Below are 21,134 nucleotides of genomic sequence, written 5' to 3'. Positions count from 1 at the left end.
TGAGCGGGACGAATCAGGGAGCCCGGCCGCCCGGTCGTGACCGATCGTCGAGCACAGGTCACGACCGGGACGCCGTCACGCACTCGCCGTCCGGGGACGCCCGCAGCAGGTCGGTCATCGACATGCTGCGGTCGTACGGGTCGACCTCGGGAGCGTCGCTCGGCCGGGCGGACCCCTGTCCGGCGCCGAACTCCGGGATCAGATAGCCCCCTGTGTGGTCGTCGCAGCCGCCGTTGGTCATGTCGACCTTGTAGGAGACGAGGGAGGCGGTGTCCCGCTCGGTGATCACCTTCGCGGGATCGTCCCAGCTCAGCACGATCTCACGCCGCACGATCGTGCGTATGATCTCGTCGCTGCCGGCCGCCGCCCGCGTCACGGGGTACACATAGGTGACATCGGTGCTCACCTGGACAGCGCCCTTCCCGCCCTCCCGGTACGTGATCCTGCCCCGGGTCTTCACCACGTCCCCGACGAGCCGGGTCCGCGTCGTGTCGAACCGGCTGAAGAGCAGCAGCGGGTCGTTCTCGGCGGTCGGCGCGCGGAACGCGGTCGCCAGGAAGTCCTCGACGTCCCGCTGATGCGGATTGATCAGCGCGATCGCCTCTGCGGGGCGCTCTCCCCGCAGTACCCCCGCGTCCAGGCTGGACGCGGCGAGGAAGTCCCGGCTCCGGCCGAGGGCCCGTGCCACCTGCGCCTCGCTCATCCAGCCGGTCGCCTTGGCCGCGGGCATCGTGATCCCGGCCGTGCCGTCCGCCCAGCGCTCCGCCGGTGACCCCTTGAAGGGTTCGTCCAGGGTGGGCCGCTGGGCCAATTCGGACGGGGGCGGCTGCTGCGGGCGGGCCGATTCCATGGCGATCGGCCCATGGTCCGCCTCGCCGGTGAACCATCCGCTCACCTGCCCCGGCGCCAGCGCCAGGAGCAGCAGGGCGAACACGGCCACCAGCCCGGCCAGGTACCAGCCCGTCCGGCGTTTCGGCCGGGCCGGTGTGTACGTACGCCACGGTGTGGGCTCGGCGGGCTCGTCGCGCAGTCGCCGGGCCACGATCCTGGCCCGTGCGGAAGGTTCCTTGGGCGCGTCCGGTGTGCCGTCCACGGATTCCCGGAGGAACCGGTCCCATTCCTCGTCGGGAACGGACGAGCCGTTCTTCTCCCCACCCGCGTTCACGTTGTTCTCCTCGTACCGGCCGCCCCCGCGGCCCCACCCCAGGTCGTCCACCGCATGATCGCACAACGGTTCGGGCGCCGGGCGCCCGGCTCGGCAAGCCCTTTCCGCTCGCGCCCCGGCCGCCGGAGCGGGGTTCCGTCCCTGATCAGCGGGTGGGGCGCCCGCGGACGGCGGTGTCGTCGGTGCCCTGCCCCGCCCGTCCGTGGGCCGCGCTTCCCGCGGCTGCGAGCTCCCGCGCCCCGGTGCGGGACCGGCCCGGCCGCGCGCGATATCCGGGGGCGCGGGCGGCTCGATCCGGCTAGCATCCGAAGCCGTCCGCCGACGCGGATCGTTCAGGGACCGGGCCGGCGTGGGCCGTGCCTGGGCCGGAACGGTCCGGTGCGGGTCGTACGGGCCGGGGACGAGAGCACCCGGCCGGGGCGGCAGGTGCGTGGCGGTGGGGCGCGTCAACTCCCTCCAAGGGAGCGGGCGACCGAGCGATCAGCGAATCAAGGAGCCGGGGAAGCGGATATGAGTACCTTGAAGGCCGTCGAGGTCCCGTCGTCGCTGGCGGCTTCGTACGCCGGGAACTTCGGTGCGCCGGGCACGGCGTGGATCGCCGGGCTGCCCGCACTCGCGGCGGGGCTCATGGACCGATGGGAGCTGGAGCGGGACGGTCCGCCCGGCGCGGGGGAGGCCTCACTGGTGCTCCCGGTGCTGCGCGGGGACGGTTCACGCGCGGTCCTCAAGCTCCAGATGGCCAGGGAGGAGAGCGCCGCCGCGCTCGTCGGGCTGCGCGCCTGGAACGGTGACGGGATGGTGCGGCTGCTCGACCACGACCCCGCGAGCAGCGCGATGCTCCTGGAACGGCTCGACGGCGTCCGCTCGTTGACATCGGTCGAGGACGACGACACCGCCACGGGCATCCTCGCCGCGCTCCTGGCGAGACTGGTGTCCGTCCCCGCGCCCGAGGGGCTGAGGAGTCTCGCCGGGATCGCCGCCGGGATGCTGGAGCAGGTGCCGCGGGCGGTGACGGCCCTGGCCGACCCGGCCGAGCGGCGACTGCTGCGCGGCTGGGCGTCGGCGGTGGCCGAGCTGGCCGGCGAGCCCGGTGACCGGCTGCTGCACTGGGACCTCCACCACGACAACGTCCTCGCCGCGGAGCGTGAGCCGTGGCTCGCCATCGACCCCGAACCGCTCGCCGGTGACCCCGGCTTCGACCTGTGGCCCGCCCTGGACAGCCGATGGGACGACCTCGTCGCGAAGGGCGACCCCTCGCCGGTGGTGCGGCGCCGCTTCGACCAGCTCACCGAGACAGTCGGGCTCGACCGTCAACGGGCGGCGGGCTGGACGCTGGGGCGCCTGCTCCAGAACTCGCTCTGGGACATCGAGGACGGCGCGACCGCGCTCGACCCCTCCTCCGTCGCGATCGCCGGGGCGCTGCGACCTGGGGGGTGAGGGGCCGCAGGGGCCCGCACGAGCGTGTACGTCCGACTATGGCGTGAGCGCGCCCCGCACGAGCGTGTACGGGGCCCTGCCGGGGCCCTGCCGGGTCACTGTCGTGCGCGGTAGCGGTAGAGGTCGCGGATCAGGGCGATCTCGGCTCCGTGGTGCAGCACCTCCTGGTTGACCCACCACACGATGTCGATGAACGGTTCCTCGGCGTCGCTGCCGTGCGGGTACGTGCAGTGGCCCACGGCGGAGAGCGTGGTGTCGTCGGCGCTCAGCAGCGCGTTCCGCCACGCCTCCGCCCCGGTGTCGAACGCCGCGACCGCCTCCGTGACGTCCCCGCTCACCGGATGGACGTCCCGGGTCAGCGTCCGGCTGCCGGTCGTGTGATCCGCGCGCAGGGCCAGCATCTCGCTGAGGTGGCTCAGACGCCACGCGATGGTGGTGAACGGCGGCGGCCAGGGGTGCGGGTAGGCCGCCGCGTCGCGCCCCCACTCGCCGGTGCCCGTCAGCAGGGTCGCGCGCGGCCCGGGGCCGTCCGCGCGCCGCCGCAGCGACCAGCAGTCCGGGACGGGCTCCCAGCGGAACTCCTCGTCGGTCATGGGTCCGACCTCGGTGTCCGTCCCGTCACCGCTGTCCATGACGGGACCGGTCATCCGGGCGGTGAGCCGTTCCCGTGCGAAGTCGAACTGCTCCAGCAACGGGGCCAGACGCGGCGGGATCACCATGAGGGGACACTCCTGTGACGGGCTGCCGGACCTCGCGGGCCGGATCTGCGGACGCGCCAGCCTGTCAGACACCGCACGGCACCGCGCCTCATTTACGCCGCGCCGTCACCGCGGCCAGCGCGGCGCGCGCACACGGACCGCGCGTCAGGTCCCGCCGGACTGCCCGCCCAGGTCACGCCGGATCACCTGCCAGGTCGCGCAAGGTTGCGCGCCAGGTCGTACCGGGCCGGGTGCCGGGGCTCGGCTGGCGCTGGGCCGGGTGCGGCGCGGGCCGGGTGCGGCGCGGCCCAGCACCCGGCCCGGCGGTCCCCTTAGAACAGGCCGGGGTCGTGGTGCTCCGTGACCGGCCCGTGGTGGTCGGTGAGCTGCGGCTGGTGGTCCACGGCGGGCAGACCGGACCCGTCATGCCGCTCGTCCGTGTTCGTATCCGTGCCGCCGGGGGACTGCGACGTGTGCCCCGCGTCGGTCCCTTCGGGGGTTCCGTCACGATGGTGGTGCCGGATGACCGCCGCCGCGGTGAGCGCTGCTGCCGCCCCCGCGGGCAGCGCCATCGCGACGGTACCGAAGGACGCACCGCTGGAAGACCCGGGTGTACCGGTCGACCCGGTCGACGCCGGGGTGTGCGGCTCGTACGGCACCGGGAGGTGCGGTGACCCACGCCAGGGGAACCCGGGACCGGCGAGCAGTGTCATGAGCAGGGTGGTCGCGTTCCGGACCGCGTAGCCGCGCCACGCGTTGGGGGCGCCGTCGATGTCGAGGGTCTGGTCGGTCGCCGTCTTGCTCTTCTCGGCACGGTCCGAGACGCCGCGCACCACCATCAGCTCCACCTTGTTGTTCTGGTACACGCTCAGCGCCGCCCCGCCGGCCTCCATCTCCACGGCGGAGCATTTGCGGTCGTGGTTCTTCAGGAGCGAGATGAACGCCTCCGACCCCACGACGACATCGCCGCTGGCGATATGGCCCACGTGGTAGACGGGGGCCTTGGCGGGCCGGGCGCCGGGCTCGATCCGGCACCGGGCGTGCGCGGCCTCGGACCACTCCTCGGCCTTGCGGCGGGTGGCCTGTCTGATGGGGAAGTTCCGGACGTAGCTCAGCAGGGGAGCCGAGGGCTTCCAGTGGGTGCCCGCGATCGAGATCCGGATACGGGACGGATCGTCCGCGTCCTCCGTCGCCTTCGCCGCCTGGAGGTAGTCGATGATCTCCGAGGCGATGACGACATCGCCGAGCCGGATGTCCTTGTCCAGGGCGGCCGCGGTACCGATGACCGCGATCAGCGGGACGTGGAACGTGCTGACGAGGTCGTGGGCCGCGAGCGCCCCGTTCGCCAGTCCCATGTCGTGGATGACGGTCAGTATCCCGGTGTCCTGGGTACCGGGGATCACGAACCGGTGGTACACCCGGCCGTTCTCCTCCGTGTCGCCCAGGATGTCGAGGACCGACGCGACATAGTTGAACTCCTCCCGCAGCGGCACGATCAATCCGACACGTGGCAGGTTCATCACGTGGTTCCTTCCGATGAGAGATCCGCCGCGAGCGTGATGCGTACGGCGAGGACCGCCACGGCCGCGAGTTCGGCGGCCGAGGCGACGAGCAGGGCGGTGTGCGCGGGCCCCGTGACCCAGTGGACGGTCACGGCGATCAGCGCCGGGACGACGAACATGAGGAGATCGACGGCGAGTTGGAGGTGCTTGCCCGCGTTCCTGCGGTGCTCCTCGCGATGGGCGGTCTCCCAGCGCAGCACCTCGGCGCTGTCGGCACCGGCCGCGGCGGCCAGCGCGGGCCGCAGATCGGTACGCAGATAGCGGCCGATGGCGGAGATCTTCTCGTCGTTGACCAGGTACGTCCAGCCGAGGACGATGCACACCGGCGGCAGCAGCAGGACCAGTTCCGTGCGTCCGGCCGTGCTCACGATGGCCGTCGTGGTCGCGGCGAGGGCGGCGAGCGTCGCGTACATCAGGTTGTCCCGCGCGGCGATCCGGGCGCTCTGTTCGCCCTTGAGCGCCTCGTACTCGCTGAGCAGTATCTGGGAGACCGCCGCGGTGTCCCGGGGCGGCGTCCTCCGTTCCGTGCGCTCGTCCGCCGCCCGCGGTGTGCGCCGTGACCGGTTCACAGTCCCCAGCCGGTCCTGATCCCGGCGAGCTCGGCGACCAGTGAGTCGACCTCCCGCAGCGCGAGATCGCTCTCGTTCAGCAGCGCGGCGCGTTCCAGGGCGGTCAGATCGGTCGACCGGGCGAGGTCGTCCCGGTCACGGTCGATCTGCTCCCGCTCCTCCCTCAGCCGGGCCTCGATCACCTCGATGATGGCGTCGCGCTCGCGTGCGGCCTGTGCCACGGAATGCTCCACGGCATCCTTGGTGATCAACCCGGTCACCTTGCTGTAGACCTCCTTGACCGCGGCCAGCGTCCTGGCCTTGCCCTGGCGCCAGGCGACGAGCCCGGCGAAGAGGCTCGCCGCCACCACGATCGCCGTCACCGCGGGGTTCTTGGCCACGGCGGACAGGGCATCGATCGTGGTCCGCATCACCGAGCCGTGGTCGGTCCGCCGGACCGGGCCCCGCTCCTCCTCATTGGCCTTGCGCCGGGCGTCGGCGAACTGCCGGGCGAGCAGGGGGATGCCCGTCATGGCGACACCGGTCAGATACTCGTCGTCCAGCATCGTGTCCGACTGCTTGAAGGACGTGGGCAGATGTGCGTCCAGCCCATCGGTGAGGGCGAGCCGTTCGAGGTGGGCGGACACCGCGTCCTGCGGGTTCCTGGCAGTGATCTTCACCACGGCGTCGTCCAGCCGCGTGGCGATGAGCAGCCGCATCTCCGCGAGCACCGTGGGTGGTTCGATCACCAGCCGGGCGGCGGCCTCCTGGAGCTTCTTGGTCTTCATCGACTCGAAATGCGCCAGGTAGGTGCTCTCCAGCAGTTTCACCCGCTCCCGCGCGAGCTCCCGGACCTCGTCCTGGACGAAGGTGGTGGCGGCCTCCAGATCGGGCTTCCAGGTGTCGCCGCCCTTCCCCACCCAGCGGAGCACGTTCTCCTCGCGCTCCCGGACGGCCCGTTCGGCGGCCTCACCAGGACTCAGCAGCGCCTTGCGCTCCACGAGCCGGGCCCGCACGGCCTCCGCCGTGGACTCCGTCAGCCGGAGCAGATCCCGCCGGTGGAGTTCGCCGGCCTGGTCGACGACCTCCTCGCGCAGCAGCCGGGCGAGTTCGGGGATGCCGCTGAAACGCATGTCACGGTCCCGGTCCTGGCCCGGTTCGGCGTCCAGCGCGTCGAGTGCGTGCCGCGCCGCGACGCACACGCCCGGTACCCGGGCGAACCGCGCCGCGGTGCCCTCGGCGTCGGTTCCGTCGCCCAGCAGCTTGCGCCAGGTGTCCGGGTCCCGCAGCACCGCGAGGTTCTTGTCGAGGCGGACCTGGGCGTCACTGGTCTGGTCGCGGTGCGTCTGGACGATGACGTACGAGCTGACCCGGTGGACGGACTCGGCGAGGAAGCGCAGTTCGGAGGCGCTGATCGGCTGGCCGGGGCGGATCACGAACAGCACGGCGTCGGTGTTGCTGAGCGCCGCCAGGGTCTGCCTGCGGTGCGCGGGGTCCAGCCCGCCGACACCCGGGGTGTCCGTCAGCCGCAGGCCCTCCTCCAGCAGCGGGGAGGGCAGCGCGACCACGGCCCACAGCACCTGGGCGTTCCGGCCGTGCCGGACGGCCACCTGCTTCTCACCCCGGGTGGTGAGATAGACAAGGAACTCCTCCTTGTCCGCCAGCTCACGGGTCACGGCATCGGTGCCGTCGTGCAGTCCCACGGTGGCCCGGGTGTGCGGACCGTGCCGCAGTTCGACGGTGACGGCGGACAACGCCTCGGTCGCCGCGGGCAGTACCTCCTGCCCGACAAGGGCGTTGACGAGGGTGGACTTGCCCACGGAGACCTCACCGACCACGGCGGCGCGGGCGAACGGTTCCTGCCAGCGGTCGGCGAGGTTCTCCAGCGGGCCCCATACGCTCTCACCGGTCTTGTGCGTTCGGGCCATGTCCACGAGGGACCGGACGATCCTGGTGGCCCGCTCGTCGGAACCGGGCCGCTCGCCGGTCGCGTCGGGTGCGTCGGTCCCATGGGTCCCGCCGGGTGTGCCGGGCCTGTCGGACGGTGACGACATGTCATTCTCCTTCGTTGTCGTACACGGCGACCTGCGCGGGCCGGATGACCGTCCCGGTGGGGCCGGAGAAGCCTGGGGCGAGCAGTTCCGCGACGCGTTCGTGATCGTCCCGCCGCGCTGCCTTCCTGGTGTCCGTCCACCGGTGGGCCAGCGGGTCGAAGGCGTCGCCCGGTGCGGGCGAGATGACCCCGATGCCGTCGATACGGGCGACGGCCTTGTGCAGCCTGCGGACGAGCTCCTGGTTGGCGAGCCGGTCCGCCACCGCGAGCACGGCCTTCGCGACCCCGGTGTTGTCGGGCGTGGGCGCGGTGGGCGCGGGGCGGGGGGCCTCGGCCGGGGCGGTGGGGGGCGTCGGGGTGGCCGGTGCGGCCGGGGTGGTCGGTGGGCTGACCGGTGTGGCCGTGGTGTCGGGGGCGGTGGGAACGGGCGTGGCGCTGGGGGCGGACGTAACGGCTTTTCCAGTTGGTGCAGTTGGTGCAGTTGGTGTGGCCGGGACGGCTGGGGGGCTGGGTGCGGTACGGGCCGTCCGGGCGGTGTTCCGCGGCCCGTCCACGTGGGCCGGTCGGTGCCGTGGCCGGTGGTCCAGCACATCCGCGAGCCGCAGCTGCGCGTGCGCGGTCAGCCGCAGCAGGACGGCGATCCCGTGGCCGGCCCTCATGACTCCTCCTGGCGGGTGGTGGTGCGGAGACGATGGCGCGCGGTCTCGATGACGAGGGCGGCGACCTCCCGGGAGCGGGAGTCCCGGAAGGGGTCGGCCTCGTACGCCGTCCACCGCGCGAGGACGGCGCCGGCGTCCACCTCGGCGGCGGTCGTCCGGTCCGCGGTGTCCCCGTCGGCGGCACTCGTGTCCGGAGACGGAGACGGAGACGAGGCCGGAGACGAGGCCGGGGACGGAGACGGAGACGAGGCCGGGGATGGGGACGGGGACGGGGAGGGAGGCGAGGCCGGGGACGGGGACGCGCCGCCGTCCGCCTCCGCGTCCGGCCATCGCAACAGGGCCTGTGCCGCTTCCCGTTCGTGCTCGGTGAGGCCGCTGCCGACGTCGGTGTGGCGTACGAGCCGGGCCGCCGCGCGGCGGTGCAGACCCGAGGTGTGCATCGTCGCGGTGAGGTCCGCCAGCCGGGCACGTACCAGGGCTGCCGGGCCGGGCCTCAGCCGTGCGGCGAGTCGGCGCAGCCTCAGTACGGCGGCGGTGGAGGTGAACAGGTCGCTGTCGTCCGCCAGGTCGGAAAGCACCGCTTCCAGGCTCCGTATCCGTGACATCCGCTCGAACTGCTCCGCCACGGCGCCGGTGGTCGTCATACCGGCCGTGGCCGCGACCAGCGCGGGCAGCCAGGCCGGTGCGCCCACGGCCTGTTCCAGGGCTTTGAGATGCCCCGGCGGCAGGGACGTGCCCGCCTCCTCGGCCAGCCGGTCCCAGGCGGGTGCCGAGCGCCCGTGCAGGACGGGCAGCGTCCGCAGCCGGTCCAGGGTGGCCACGATCCGGTCGTCGACGGCACCGGTGCGGGCGGCGGCGGCCATCAGCTGGTTCACGGCGGCGAACCGGAACGTCGCCGTGGTGTCACCGCGCACCCGCCGCTCGATGTCCTCGACGGCCTCGGGCACCTCGTCCACCTTGGCCATCACCGCCACGATGTTGCCCACCAGGTCGAACGGCCCCGCGGAGAACGCGGCGAGCTCCTCCAGACCTTCCGCCCACTGGTCCACGCGCCCGCCGACCAGCACGCAGACGAAGGCCGCAGCGGCTCCGGTGAGGTCGGAGCCGCCCAGCATCCGCAGGGTCTCCCGGGGGTTGTCGGAAAGGGTGTTGAGGCCGGGGCTGTCACCGAGCATCACCCGGCCCGCGAGCGGGAAGTCGGTGGTGACGGACCGGTGCCCCGGATCGGGGAGCACCGGGTCGGTCAGCTCCGGACCGTGGTACCAGGTGACGGACGAGGTGGTCTCCTCGAACGCGGTGGCCGCCAGCGGTCCGGCGATCAGCGCGTTGAGCAGGGTCGACTTGCCGGTGGAGACATTGCCGACGAGCAGCACCCGCAGCGGCTGGTGGCACTGGGCGGCGATGTCCCGCAGGGTCGGGTCGCCGTGCAGCAGGGGGTCGGCGAGGAGTTCGCGGCAGTGCCGGGCGATCACCGCGCGGACCGTGGGCGCGGCGCTCATCCCGACACCGTGCCCAGGCGAAGCCGGTCCAGCCCCGCCCCGGCGCGTGCGTAGACCACGCCCCGGTCCGGGCTCGGATGCAGCGCCTCCGGCCGGTCCAGCCCGATGGCGTCCCGCAGACCGAGCTGGTCACCGGTGTCGGCGTGCAGGGCCCGGTACACCTGGGCCGTCGAGTCGAAGACGACGACGGCGGCCTCGTCCCCGGTGTGGGTGAAGGCGATGGCGCCGTGCGACCGGAGCGGGCGCCGCCAGCGGACCTCGAAGCATCCCGTGCCCGTCCGGTAGGCGACCACCTCGTCCTCGTACGCCACGCAGACGGTGCCGTGCCGGGGTTCGACGGCGAGGGCGGCGCTGTCGGGGAGGTCCAGTTCGGCCCGGCGCCGCAGGGTGAGCACGTCGAACAGCAGGAGCCGGTCCGGCAGCCGGGCGATCAGCCAGGGCTTGTCGGTGAACGACAGTTCGTTCACCAGCTCGGGTAGGGGGAAGGTCCGCCAGTGCCAGCTCAGGGTGTCGACGATCGTGCCCCTTCCGTCCGTCTCGACCCAGGCGATCAGCAGGCCGCGGCAGGCGAGCGCGGACACCGTGCTCCCCGCGGCGCCCCGTGCCGTGGCCAGCCTGCCGAACACCACGCTCCGGCCCAGGCCGCCCGTCCCGTCGACCGTGGTCACGAGGAAGGCGGGGGACGGGCTGGCGAGCACCACCCGGGTGGAGGCGGGGTCGCCGGCGATCCGGGACACGGGCATAGTGGGGCCGTCCGGCGCCCCGCCCTGTGCGGCGTCGCCGTACGCGGGGAGCTGCCAGCCGCGGAGCTCGCGTTCGGGCCGCAGCGCGAGCACCCCGCCGAGCACCCCGACGACGGAGGTGTCGGGATGTCCGAGCTCCAGCACGGCGGGATCGACCGTGAAGGGCCGGGCCGGACGGGGCGCGCGCCCGGTACGTGAGCGGGCGGGGGCCCGGGTGGCGCCCAGGGCGACCGGGCTGCCGTCCACGCCGTCCACCAGATCGATCAGCTCGGCGCCCAGCGAGGCGGCCAGACCCGCCACATGTTCACGGACCTGCGGCACGCGCGCCGCGCCGCCGCTGAGGACGATCGCCCGCGGGCGGGTCCCGTCCAGCGCGGACAGGGCCTCTCGGGCCGCCGCCACGCAGGTCGTCACCAGCGGGTCGATCGCGTCGGCGAAGTCGGCCCGCTGTACCTCGATGTCGAGGTCCCACACACCGAACCCGGCCTCGTCCCGTACGGTCAGGGCGCGCTTGACCTCCTCGGCCTCCTGGCGCAGCAACTCAGGCCGTGTCGCGGCGAGTTCGTCGAGTACGCGCCGTTCTTCGGCGGTGGCGGAATCCCGGACGAGCTGGAGGACCCGGGTGTCGAAGTCGTCCCCGCCGATGAGCCGTCCGGTCTCGTACACGACCTCAGGCGAGCCGTCGCCGCGCCGGTCGAGGAGGGCGAAGTCGAAGGTCGAGGCCCCGAAGTCGAGCACGGCGAAGGGTCCGTCGCCGGGCAGCCGCCGGACGGCGTGCAGTCCGACCGCCTCGGCCTCGCTGACCAGCCCGGCCGACGGATGGCCGGCGGCGGTGGCGGCCTCGGTGAGCACCACCTGTTCGGCGTCGGTCCACAGGACCGGGTGGGTCAGCACGAGACGGGTGGGGGCGCCGTACTGCTCGGTGACGGCGCGCAGGGTGTGGGTGAGGACGGCCGCGACGCCCCGTACCAGTGGCTGTGTGTCACCCGAGGGGAAGTGGACCTCGCGGTGCAGCGGCTCGGTGCGGGCCGCGAGATTGATCTGCTGCTTCAGACCCCACAGGTACCGGCCCTTGTACGGGGCCGCGTCCCGGAGGTTGGCGGCGGCGGTGCCGGTGATCAGGGTGCCGTCCCGGCCCAGCATCAGGGCTGTCGGCCACTCGGGTAAGCCCTGCAACCGGACGGTGACCGCGTCCGCGGTGCCCTCGGCCAGCACGGCCGACTTGGTGGTGGATGCGCCGACATCAACGGAGACGATCATCGAACTCCGGCCCCCCGGGTGATCGCTGAGAAGAGGGCCGCCCCCCTTCTTGTCAGAATGAACTTAAGTGCCGCCCCCGCTTATTGTCAATCCAACAATTAGTTAGTATCCGTTCCGTGACCCCCACACGACGTGATCGTCTGCTCGTCCATCTCACCGCCGACCTGGTGATCCTCACCATCCGCGCCGGTGTCCTCCATGTGCTGCTGGTGGAGCGGGGGACCGTGCCCTTCCTGGGGAGATGGGCGCTGCCCGGGGGGTTCCTGCGCGGCGCGGAGACGCTCGACGGCACCGCGGTCCGGGAGCTGCGGGAGGAAACGGGTCTCGACGCCGAGCGGTTCCACCTCGAACAGGTCGGGGTCTACTCCGCGCCGGACCGCGATCCGCGGGACCAGCGGATCGTCACCTGCTCCTACCTCGCCATCGCGCCCGACCTGCCCGTGCCCACCGCCGGATCGGACGCCAGGGCCGCGGTCTGGCGCCCGGTGGACGAACTCCTCGACGACCCCGAAGGGCTTGCGTTCGACCACGGCCGGATCCTGCGGGACGCGGTCGATCAGGCCCGCGCCAAGCTCCAGTTCACCACCATCGCGACCAGCTTCTGCCCGCCCGAGTTCACCGTCAGTGAGCTCCGTGAGGTGTTCGAGGCCGTCTGGGGCGTCAGCCTGGACCGCCCGAACTTCCACCGCAAGGTGACCGACGCCGAAGGCTTCCTGGCCCCGACCGGCCGCCGCCGGGCCTCCGCGGGCGGCAGGCCCGCCGCGCTCTTCCGCGCGGGGTCCGCGACCGCCCTCATGCCGCCGATGCTGCGCCCGCCGGGGGGTTCCGGCCGCTGAGTCCGGGTGCCGGTCCGTCGGGAGATCCCGGCCGCTGAGCCGGGTGCCGGTCCGCTGCCCTGGCGGTGCCGCGCCGCTGGTGTTGTCGGGGCGGGGGTGGCCGTGCGGCGACGGGGCCCTGTCCCGGTGTGCCGGTCGGGCTGGGCGGCCGGGGGCGGGGTGCCCTGCGTGGCGCCGCGGGTGGTGTCCTGTGCCGCCCCGGAGGCGGTGCCGGGAGGTGTCGGGTGGTGCCGGAGCGCGTCAGGGGCGGTGTTGGGAAGCGGCGGGGGTGGCGCCGGAGTCGGTGCCGGGAGGTGTTGGGGATGGTGCCGGAGCGGTGCTGGGGGGCGTCGTGGGTGGTGGCGGAGCCGGAGAGCCGGAGTCGGGGCGTCTTGGGTGGTGCCGGAGCCGGAGAGCCGGTGCCGGGGGCGTCTTGGGTGGTGCCGGGAAGAGGGGGATCATGTCCGACGTTATGGTTGAACAGTAAACTTCCTACTCGGACCGTTCCGTCTGCGGAGGCCGCGATGACCGACTACGGGCACGACCTGACCTTCGGGTCGTTCCTCACCCCCGACAACCGCGACCCGCACGCCGTCGTGGAACGCGCCCTCCACTCGGAACGCGTCGGCCTCGACCTGGTGACGTTCCAGGACCATCCCTACCAGCCCGCGCATCTGGACGCGTGGACGCTGATGAGCTGGGTCGCCGCCCGCACCGAACGGGTCCATCTGTCGGCCAACGTCACCAACCTCCCCCTGCGCAACCCCGCCGTCCTCGCCCGCTCGGTGGCCGGACTCGACCTCTTGTCCGGCGGCCGGATCGACCTGGGACTGGGCGCGGGCGCGTTCTGGCAGGCCATCGGCGCGATGGGCGGCCGGGTGCTCACCCCCGGTGAGAGCGTCACCGCGCTCGGCGAGGCCATCGACATCATCCGCGGCATCTGGGCCGCCGACGACCGCACACCCCTGCGCATACGCGGCGACTTCCACACCGCCGACGGAGCCAAACGCGGCCCCGCCCCGGCCCATGACGTACCGATCTGGCTCGGCGCGTACAAGCCCCGCATGCTGCGGCTGGTCGCCGCCAAGGGCGACGGCTGGCTGCCGAGCTGGTCCATGCTGAAGTCCCCCAGCCTCGCCGAGGGCAACGCGATCATCGACGAGGAGGCCGCCGCCCACGGACGCGACCCCCGCGAGATCACCCGGCTGCTCAACATCAACGGCGCCTTCGGCACCTCCGCCGAACCCTTCCAGGGACCGCCCGCCCAGTGGATCGACCTGCTGCTGCGCCTGGTCCTGGAGGACGGCGTCAGCACCTTCGTCCTCGGGTCCGACGACCCCAACACCCTCGCCGTCTTCGGCGAGGAGGTCGCCCCCGCGCTGCGGGAGGCCGCCGCCGCCGAACGCACCGCCGCCGGCACCCCGGGCGGCCGGGTCCGGCCCGCCGCCGCGCTGGCCCGGCGCCACGGGGGTATCGACTACGACGGTGTGCCACCGGCGCTCGCGGGCCGGGCCGTGGAACCCGGCGACCACTCGTACGAAGGGCTCCGCTCCAGCTATGTGTGGCCCGGCTCGCCCGGCCTCGTCCTGCGCCCGCAGGGCACACCACAGGTCGCCGAAGCCCTCGGCTGGGCCCGTGCCCAGGACGTACCGCTCACGGTCCGCAGCGGCGGCCACGGCATCAGCGGACGCTCCACCAACGACGGCGGGATCGTCATCGACCTGGGCGCCCTGGACGGCGTCGAGGTCGTCGACCGGGCCCGCCGCCTGGTCCGGGTCGGGGCGGGCGCCCGCTGGGGCGATGTCGCCGCCGCCCTCGCCCCGCACTCCCTCGCCATCAGCTCCGGGGACTCCGGTGACGTGGGGGTCGGCGGACTGGCGACCACCGCGGGCATCGGCCTGCTCGCCCGGTCCTTCGGACTGACCGTCGACCGGGTGCGCGGCGCCGAGGTCGTCCTCGCCGACGGCACCACCGTCCACGCCGACGCCGACCACCACCCGGACCTCTTCTGGGCGCTGCGCGGAGCGGGCGGCAACATGGGCGTCGTCACCTCGCTCGACATCGAGGCCACCGAACTCGCCGACGTGGTCTTCGCGTTGTTCGCCCACGAGGTCACCGATCTGGCGGAGTTCCTCTCGGCATGGGGGAGCACCACCGAGGACGCCCCCCGCGAACTGACCCCCTTCCTCACCCTGGTGCGCAGACAGGGCGGCTTCGTCGCGCAGACCTACGCCGTATGGGCGGGCGACGACACCGAAGCGGCCGCCGAGGCCCTCCAGCCCTACCTCGAACTCGCCCCCGTGCTCCAGCAGCGGGCCCATCTGCTGCCCTACGCGGCCGTCGTGACGCCCGCCCGGCCCTCCCACCAGGGGCAGGCCCGCCAGCGCAGCCGATCGGCGCTGGTCGACCACATCGACCCGCACACCGCCCGTGCCCTCGCCGGGATGTTCGAGGACGGGCTCACCTCGTACGCCCAGATCCGCGCGGTCGGCGGAGCGGTCAACGACACGCCCGCCGACGCCACCGCCTACGCCCACCGCACCCAGAACTTCGCCCTCTCGGCCGTCCTGCGCGAGAGCCGCGCCGCCGAGGGGAACGCCGCCTGGGACCGCCTCGGCGCCGACGCCCTGTACCTCAGCTTCGAGACCCACGACCACGGCACGGCCCTCACCCGCGCCTTCCCGCCCGCGACCCTGGAGCGGCTGCGCGGGATCAAGGCGCACTACGACCCCGACCACGTCTTCCGCACCAACTTCCCCATCGAACCGGTCTCTTCCTGACCTGCCCGGATGTCCGGCGTCCGCGTCGGCACCGCTGTCCGGTGGCAGGGGGCGTCCGCCGCCGGGCGGGCCGCCCGCGCCTGCCATGATGGCGAGGTCCCCAGTGAGAGGAGCGACACGGGTGCTGCTGCGTGATGTCGAGTACGGCGACCTCGATGCCTATGTCCGGATGCGATGCGACCCGGTCATGATGGCCGAGCTGGGCGGCCCGTTGCCGCGCGACGGCATCGAGGCGAAGGTCCGGCGTGATGTGCAGCGGACAGAGGCGGGCACGGACTGGACCAAGATGATCGTGCCCGACGAGGCCGAGCCGACGGTGGTCGCGGGACTCGTGACCTTGTGGCCCCACGACAGCGACGCCGGGAGCTTCTCCGAGATCGGCTGGATGGTGCTGCCGGAGTTCCAAGGCCGGTCACTCGGCAAGCGGGCCGCCCGCTCGCTGCTCGAACTGGCCCGCACCGACGGCCGGTGGGGCCTCATCCATGCCTTTCCGGCGACAACCAACCCCCCCTCCAACGGAATCTGCCGCGCCCTCGGATTCAGATTCCTGGGCGAGGAGGACGTGCCCTTCGCCGATCGGCTCCTGCGATCCAACCACTGGGCCATCGACCCTCGCACCGACCTGCTCTGACGCCGGGCCGCGGAACGCCGGAGACCCACGCGAAGCCCCCGGGACGAGGCGCGGGGCGGGCACCCGGCGGTGCCCGCCCCGCTACGTGACCCGGGCCGGCCGGGCGCGGCGGGCCGGCCGGGTCAGCCGGAAACCGCCACCGGTGCCCACGTACGGACGGCCGGGCGCGTAACCCGGGCCTGACCGCCCAGGTGGTCCGAACGGTCACGCCGGTCACGCCGGTTCGGGCGGTCCTGAGGGGGCGGCGGGGCGTCCTGCGGGGCCGGGGCAGGCGTCTCCGCGTCCGTCAGCAGGGCGATCAGCGACGATCGGGCGCGGGCCACCCGGGAGCGGACGGTCCCTATGGGACAGCCGATGGCTTCGGCGGCCTCGGCGTACGGCAGGCCGAACAGCTGGGTGAGGACGAAGGCCTCCCGGCGCTCCGCAGGGATCGCCGCCAGGAGTTCCGCGAGGGCGACGCCGTCCTCGAAGCCGGGGACACCGTACGGCTGGGCGGCCTCCGCGGCGTCCTGCCAGTCGTGCCGGTCCGACAGCCGGGGCCGGGCGGCGGCGTGCCGCAGGCTGTCGACCACGGTCCGGCGGGCGATGGACAGCAGCCAGGTACGGGCCGAGGAGCGGCCCTCGAACCTGCGCAGGGCGACCAGCGCGCGCAGGAACACGTCCTGGGTGAGGTCGTCGGCGGCCTGCGGATCGGCGCTGAGGTACGCCACATAGCGCCATACGTCCCGGTGGAGCGCGCGGACGAACCGGTCGGTCCGCTCGGGGTCGCCGTCCCGGGCGTCGAGCGCCAGCCGGGTCACCACGGCATCGGACTGCGGGGTGTGCCGGACGGGCTTGCGAAGGTCGGAGGACTGTCGTCGGGGGGTCGGGGCAGGGATCATCGCCACAAGGTCCTTTGGGTGCGCGTGTGTCCGGCGCCGCGTGGGGGCGGGCCGGTGACGGTTGCGGTCCGCGGCCAGGGGCTGTCGTCGAAGTGGCGCCGGGCCGCGAACGGCGTCCGGCGCGGCACGCCGCGGGACGGGGATTCGCCCTCGTACGCGCGGACTTGCCCGGGCGTACTCGGTGACTTCGGCAACGCGGTGCGGGGTGCCTCCCGGGCCGTCCAGGCTCGGCGGGAGCGCCGTGCCCGGCTTCGGGTGGGCGCCCTTTCGACGGCAGTCCCCCGGGGCAGGCCGAGGGCCGAGGCGCGGGCGTGGACGCCGTCGCGCGCTCGGGGAGCCGGCTGTCAGAGGACAGCGGTCGCCGTCGGCGGACCCCTTGAGGTGATGGCGTGCACGAGGAACAGCCGCCGGGGCGCGCGCACCCGGCGGGCGCGGCGTACCCGGAGCCGGGGCCGCCGGGGGACCGGCGCCGTCGCGAGGAGCAGCCGCAGGGGCGCCCGCAGCCGGCCCGCGAGGGAGCGCAGCAGCCGGAACACCGCCCGCTCGCCGTACGCCAGCCACAGCCCGGCGAGCACCGCCGCCACCAGGTGCGCGGTGAGCATCCCGGCCGGTGACATACCGAGCATGTCGTGGCCGCCCGGCGCGCTCGCGGTCGGCACGGCAGCGGCGGTGTCCGTCATAGGGGCGGCGTGGTGCGCGTGGTGGGCGTGGGCCTCCGCGCCTCCGGTGACATGCCGCGCCGCCGGGAAAACCGGTCCGGCGGCGGGCCCGGCCATGACCCGCGCGGCGGCGGACGGCGACGGCCCCGCCGCCGGACCGCTTCCGCACGTCAGGTACACGGCACACTGCTGGGTCAGCGAGGTCCCGGCCGACACGGCCGGATGGACGGCGGACTGGACGAGGGAGAACCCCGCGTGGAGCGCGGCCTGGACGCCGACCGCCGCCCCGGTGACCGCGAGCAGCCCGCGTTCCCGCCCGGCGAGCGCCCAACCGGCCCCGGCCGTACCGCCGAACGCGGCGGCCATCGCCCACCAGGGCACCGCGGCACCCGACATGAGGATGTGACCGGTGGCCGCGAGCAGCACACAGACGGCTGCGAACATCGCAGCCCGTACGACTCGACAGCAGCGGCCCGGTGTCATGGGTGGCCCATCCTCGCACCAGCGTTCGGGTTCGCGCACGGGGTCCGTGCTATCGGTGTGGTTGCCGTGATTCCTCCGTACCCGTCCCGGAACGCCGCGCTCCGGTGTGGCGTGGAACACAGTGAACGCGGGGAACCCGACGGCCCTTTCGGCCGACCGACTCCCTGTCCCGCAACCGGGACCGCGTGAAGGGGAGTGGTTCGTGGGGGCGGGGCGCGAGTCCGCGGGAACGACGACGCCACCAGGGGAGGACGGCCGGGCGGGCAGCCGGGCGGAGCGGCGGCTCACCGCGCTGCTCACCTGCGCCATGGCGTTCTCGATGCTCCAGCTGTTCCTGATCGGAGCGCTCGGCCCGCGCCTGGTGGACGACTTGGGCCTGTCGCCCACGCTGCTGGGCCTGACCACGACGATCGGCTTCGGTACCGCCGCCGTGCTGTCCCCGGCGGGCGGGCGGATCGTCGACCGGATCGGCCCGCGGCGTTCCCTCGTCGCCCTGCTGGTCGTCTCCGCCGCGGCGCTCGCCCTCATCGGCGCGGCGCCCGGTGCCGGGATGCTGCTGGGCGCGGTCGCGCTCGGCGGGATTCCGCAGGCACTGGCCAATCCGGCGACCAACAAGGCCGTCCTGGCGGCGGTCGCGCCCGCGCGGCGCGGCGCCGTCACCGGGATGAAGCAGTCCGGCGTGCAACTCGGCGCCTTCGCAGCCGGGTTGCCCCTCGCCGCGCTCGCGGGCGGGCTCGGCTGGCGGGGCGCGGTGTGGACGGCGGCGGGCGTCGCGCTGGTGACCGCGCTCTGGGCGTCCCGCGCCCTGCCCCCCGACCCGACGGCCCCCGAATCCCCTGTACGTGAGGCGGTGCGGCCCGGCACCACGGCTTCAGCGGCCCCGGCAGCACTTACCACCCCTACCGCCCCCGCTGCTCATGCCGTTCCCGGGGGAGCCGTACCGGTGCCGGGCGGGCCTGTGGTGCCCCTCGCGGTGTTCTCGCTGTTCCTGGGTGCCGGGATCGCCTCGGTGAACACCTATCTCGCGCTGTTCGGGGCCCAGCGGCTGGGGCTGGCCCCGACCGCCGCCGGTGCCCTCGTCGCGGTGCTGGGTGCGACGGGGATCGTCGGCCGGGTGGGCTGGGCGAAGGCCGCGCGGCCCGGCCGCGCCGAGTGGCTGCCGGGCTGGCTCGCGACCGGCGCCGTGCCGGCCGCGCTGCTGCTGGCGGCGGCGGTCACCGCCGCGCCGCTGGTGTGGGCCGGTGCCGTCGCGGTCGGTGTGTTCGCGGTGTCCGCCAACGCCGTCACGATGGTGCTCGTCATGCAGCGGGCCGCGCCCGGCCGGGCGGGCCAGGACTCGGCGCTCGTCGCGGCGGGGTTCTTCGCCGGATTCGCCTGGGGCCCACCGCTGTTCGGAACCCTCGCGCAGGGCGACCGGTACGGCACCGGCTGGCTGCTCGTCGCTGCGGAGTTCGCGGTGGCGGGCGCGGTCGCCTTCCACTGGGCCGTCCGGGACCGCCGTACGCGTCAGCGCCGGGAGTCGGCCCCGTGACGGGCGGGGAGCGAGGCGCGGAGGGCGGGAGTACGGGCGCCGGGGCGTACCCGGGCGCGCGCGGAGCGGCGGACCCGGACGTGAGCACGGACATGTTCCCCGGGGCGGCGTCGGGCACCGACCCGGCCACAGGCGCGACCGCAGCCATCGACTCGGCCACAGCCACCGGCGCGGGCTGGGCCGATCGGGCGCTGGCCGATGTGGTCGAGCGGGTCGCCGTGACCCGCGCCCAGGTCGGCACCCGGTTCCCGCTGTACGCCGACCCGGGCGACGGCCGGTGGACGACGACCGGACGCGGCTCCTGGACGGGAGGGTTCTGGGCCGGACTGCTGTGGCTGCGGGCCGGGTTCACCGGTGACCGCGCCGACCGGGAGGCCGCCGCCGCGTGCACCGCCCGTCTCGCGCCCTGGACCGACGCGGACACCGCCACCCGTGGCCTGATCCTCTGGTACGGGACGGCACCGGCCGGGGACGACCCCGCTGCCGCCGCGCTCCGCGACCGGGCCGCCCGCGCGTGCCTGCACTCCTGGGAACCGGAGTTGGGAATTGTCCCCTGGGGAGACGCCTTCGGCGGCCCCCGCGAGCTGGCCCGGGTGGACGGCGTACCGGGAATGGTCCCGCTGCTGGCCGGAGCCGGAGCCGGAGCCGGAGCCGGAGCCGGAGCCGGAGCCGGAACGGTAGTTGGAACCGCGTCCGACGCCGCAGCCGGACTCCGACCCGCAGCCGACGCCGCAGCCGGACTCCGACCCGCAGCCGGACTCCGACCCGCAGCCGACGCCGCAGCCGGACTCCGACCCGCAGCCGACGCCGCAGCCGGACTCCGACCCGCAGCCGACGCCGCAGCCGGACTCCGACCCGCAGCCGACGCCGCAGCCGGACTCCGACCCGCAGCCGACGCCGAAGCCGGACCCGGACCCGGACCCGGACCCGATGGTGTCGCCGCAGCAGCGGCCCATCTGCACCGGCACCTCGAACTATGCCTGGGGAAAGGCTCGTTCAGGGACACGCCCCGGGACACGCCCCGGGACACGCCCCGGGACACGCCCCGGGACACGCCCCGGGACACGCCCCGGGACCCGGTCCGGGCCCCGTTCCGGCCCGCCTGGCGGCGCACCGCGACCGGCTGGCGGCCCTGCGAGGACCCCGGACCCGGCTGGAGCCGGGGTCCGGCCTGGCTGCTGCTGGCCGTCGCGGACGCCCTGCTGCGCCCGGAGGTCGCCGCCCGGGTGCCCGGCGATCTCACGGTGGCGGTCGAACGCCTCCTGACCGAAGGGGGCGTCCTGACCGGGCCGCTCGTCCCGTACGCCGATACGGACCGGCCGGACGGTCCCCTCGACACCTCGGCCGCCGCGATCACCGCCGTCGCCCTGCTGAAGCTCGCCCGGGTCCCCGGACCCCACGCGCGGACGTACGCGCGACGGGCCGGGGCGATCCTGGAACGGCTGGTGCGCGACCATCTGAGCGAACCGCGGCCGGGGCGCCCGGCGGGGATGCTGCTCGACGGGTGCTATGACGCCCCCCGGGGCCTGGCCGTCCGGCACGAACTGGTCTGGGGTGACTTCTTCCTGGCGCTCGCGCTGGCCGCGCTCACGGGCGCGGCCGACCTCACCCAGGTGTAGCGACACCAGCCGGGTCCCGGGACACCTCGCTCGCGCGCCGCCGACCCCACCCGGGCCCGGGACCTTACCCGGCCGCCGACCCCGGCCCCCAGCGCAGCGTCCCATCCGGGT

General features: G+C 74.1%; 16 protein-coding genes. 6 read left to right on the top strand and 10 right to left on the bottom strand.

Annotation, left to right across the window (positions count from 1 at the left end; translation table 11 throughout):
• Positions 1-58: 58 nt before the first annotated feature.
• Positions 59-1,165, bottom strand: coding sequence for a hypothetical protein (locus tag AB852_RS12845; protein WP_073787824.1), 1,107 nt, complete (start codon positions 1,163-1,165; stop codon positions 59-61).
• A gap of 510 nt (positions 1,166-1,675) precedes the next feature.
• Here AB852_RS12845 and AB852_RS12840 point away from each other — a divergent pair.
• Entirely contained in the window at positions 1,676-2,602 is a 927-nt protein-coding gene (locus tag AB852_RS12840) for an aminoglycoside phosphotransferase family protein (protein ID WP_073787151.1), read from the top strand.
• Between the two features lie 95 nt (positions 2,603-2,697).
• On the opposite strand, the gene AB852_RS12835 is transcribed toward AB852_RS12840, so the two are convergent.
• The 7 genes from AB852_RS12835 to AB852_RS12805 all read right to left on the bottom strand — a co-directional run bounded on the left by AB852_RS12835 (position 2,698) and on the right by AB852_RS12805 (position 11,624).
• Positions 2,698-3,321, bottom strand: coding sequence for a DinB family protein (locus tag AB852_RS12835; protein ID WP_073787149.1), 624 nt, complete (start codon positions 3,319-3,321; stop codon positions 2,698-2,700).
• Between the two features lie 311 nt (positions 3,322-3,632).
• A complete protein-coding gene (locus tag AB852_RS12830; protein WP_073787147.1) occupies positions 3,633-4,820 on the bottom strand; it encodes a 5'-methylthioadenosine/S-adenosylhomocysteine nucleosidase family protein in 1,188 nt (395 codons plus the stop codon).
• Positions 4,820-5,431 (bottom strand): hypothetical protein, encoded by a 612-nt coding sequence (locus AB852_RS12825; RefSeq protein WP_245876735.1) that lies wholly within the window; start codon positions 5,429-5,431, stop codon positions 4,820-4,822. The genes AB852_RS12830 and AB852_RS12825 overlap by 1 nt, the downstream gene beginning before the upstream one ends.
• Positions 5,428-7,464, bottom strand: coding sequence for a dynamin family protein (locus AB852_RS12820; RefSeq protein ID WP_073787145.1), 2,037 nt, complete (start codon positions 7,462-7,464; stop codon positions 5,428-5,430). Before AB852_RS12820 ends, AB852_RS12825 begins: the two co-directional genes overlap by 4 nt.
• Before the next feature lies 1 nt (position 7,465).
• Positions 7,466-8,122 (bottom strand): hypothetical protein, encoded by a 657-nt coding sequence (locus tag AB852_RS39710; RefSeq protein ID WP_178390999.1) that lies wholly within the window; start codon positions 8,120-8,122, stop codon positions 7,466-7,468.
• Entirely contained in the window at positions 8,119-9,621 is a 1,503-nt protein-coding gene (locus AB852_RS12810) for a GTPase (RefSeq protein ID WP_073787140.1), read from the bottom strand. Before AB852_RS12810 ends, AB852_RS39710 begins: the two co-directional genes overlap by 4 nt.
• Positions 9,618-11,624 (bottom strand): Hsp70 family protein, encoded by a 2,007-nt coding sequence (locus AB852_RS12805; protein ID WP_073787138.1) that lies wholly within the window; start codon positions 11,622-11,624, stop codon positions 9,618-9,620. Before AB852_RS12805 ends, AB852_RS12810 begins: the two co-directional genes overlap by 4 nt.
• A 116-nt stretch (positions 11,625-11,740) precedes the next feature.
• On the opposite strand from AB852_RS12805, the gene AB852_RS12800 reads away from it, so the two are divergent.
• The 3 genes from AB852_RS12800 to AB852_RS12790 all read left to right on the top strand — a co-directional run bounded on the left by AB852_RS12800 (position 11,741) and on the right by AB852_RS12790 (position 15,850).
• Positions 11,741-12,460, top strand: a complete 720-nt coding sequence (locus tag AB852_RS12800) for an NUDIX hydrolase (RefSeq protein WP_073787135.1) — start codon at positions 11,741-11,743, stop codon at positions 12,458-12,460.
• A gap of 503 nt (positions 12,461-12,963) precedes the next feature.
• On the top strand, positions 12,964-15,219 hold the full coding sequence (locus AB852_RS12795) for an LLM class flavin-dependent oxidoreductase (protein WP_073787133.1): 2,256 nt from the start codon (positions 12,964-12,966) through the stop codon (positions 15,217-15,219).
• 121 nt (positions 15,220-15,340) lie between these two features.
• A complete protein-coding gene (locus AB852_RS12790) occupies positions 15,341-15,850 on the top strand; it encodes a GNAT family N-acetyltransferase (RefSeq protein ID WP_073787131.1) in 510 nt (169 codons plus the stop codon).
• Positions 15,851-15,972: 122 nt separating this feature from the next.
• Here the strand turns inward: AB852_RS12790 and AB852_RS12780 are convergent, their stop codons facing one another.
• Together AB852_RS12780 and AB852_RS12775 are read right to left on the bottom strand one after the other, a co-directional pair.
• Positions 15,973-16,731 (bottom strand): sigma-70 family RNA polymerase sigma factor, encoded by a 759-nt coding sequence (locus tag AB852_RS12780; RefSeq protein ID WP_073787126.1) that lies wholly within the window; start codon positions 16,729-16,731, stop codon positions 15,973-15,975.
• A 344-nt stretch (positions 16,732-17,075) separates the two neighbouring features.
• A complete protein-coding gene (locus tag AB852_RS12775) occupies positions 17,076-17,834 on the bottom strand; it encodes a hypothetical protein (RefSeq protein ID WP_245876734.1) in 759 nt (252 codons plus the stop codon).
• Positions 17,835-18,180: 346 nt separating this feature from the next.
• Between AB852_RS12775 and AB852_RS12770 the strand changes: the two genes are divergently transcribed.
• The gene (locus AB852_RS12770; RefSeq protein ID WP_073787820.1) at positions 18,181-19,404 is read left to right on the top strand and encodes an MFS transporter; all 1,224 of its coding nucleotides are present in this window, start codon (positions 18,181-18,183) and stop codon (positions 19,402-19,404) included.
• A 1,226-nt stretch (positions 19,405-20,630) separates the two neighbouring features.
• Positions 20,631-21,023 carry a hypothetical protein gene (locus AB852_RS39705; protein WP_178390998.1) on the top strand — a complete coding sequence of 131 codons (393 nt, stop codon included), beginning with the start codon at positions 20,631-20,633 and terminating at the stop codon, positions 21,021-21,023.
• Positions 21,024-21,134 lie beyond the last annotated feature (111 nt).

It is taken from the genome of Streptomyces uncialis, assembly GCF_001905345.1.
Taxonomy (GTDB): domain Bacteria; phylum Actinomycetota; class Actinomycetes; order Streptomycetales; family Streptomycetaceae; genus Streptomyces; species Streptomyces uncialis.
The sequence above is the reverse complement of the archived record's forward strand: the minus strand, read 5'-3'. Positions and strand labels throughout refer to the sequence as shown.

Bases quoted from the DNA above. Each gene is read 5' to 3' on its own strand.
- AB852_RS12775 (WP_245876734.1), bottom strand. From the start codon at position 17,834: ATGTTCGCAGCCGTCTGTGTGCTGCTCGCGGCCACCGGTCACATCCTC.
- AB852_RS12770 (WP_073787820.1), top strand. From the start codon at position 18,181: ATGGCGTTCTCGATGCTCCAGCTGTTCCTGATCGGAGCGCTCGGCCCG.
- AB852_RS12795 (WP_073787133.1), top strand. From the start codon at position 12,964: ATGACCGACTACGGGCACGACCTGACCTTCGGGTCGTTCCTCACCCCC.
- AB852_RS12830 (WP_073787147.1), bottom strand. From the start codon at position 4,820: ATGAACCTGCCACGTGTCGGATTGATCGTGCCGCTGCGGGAGGAGTTC.
- AB852_RS12810 (WP_073787140.1), bottom strand. From the start codon at position 9,621: ATGAGCGCCGCGCCCACGGTCCGCGCGGTGATCGCCCGGCACTGCCGC.
- AB852_RS12840 (WP_073787151.1), top strand. From the start codon at position 1,676: ATGAGTACCTTGAAGGCCGTCGAGGTCCCGTCGTCGCTGGCGGCTTCG.
- AB852_RS12805 (WP_073787138.1), bottom strand. From the start codon at position 11,624: ATGATCGTCTCCGTTGATGTCGGCGCATCCACCACCAAGTCGGCCGTG.
- AB852_RS39710 (WP_178390999.1), bottom strand. From the start codon at position 8,122: ATGAGGGCCGGCCACGGGATCGCCGTCCTGCTGCGGCTGACCGCGCAC.
- AB852_RS12835 (WP_073787149.1), bottom strand. From the start codon at position 3,321: ATGGTGATCCCGCCGCGTCTGGCCCCGTTGCTGGAGCAGTTCGACTTC.
- AB852_RS12780 (WP_073787126.1), bottom strand. From the start codon at position 16,731: ATGATCCCTGCCCCGACCCCCCGACGACAGTCCTCCGACCTTCGCAAG.
- AB852_RS12820 (WP_073787145.1), bottom strand. From the start codon at position 7,464: ATGTCGTCACCGTCCGACAGGCCCGGCACACCCGGCGGGACCCATGGG.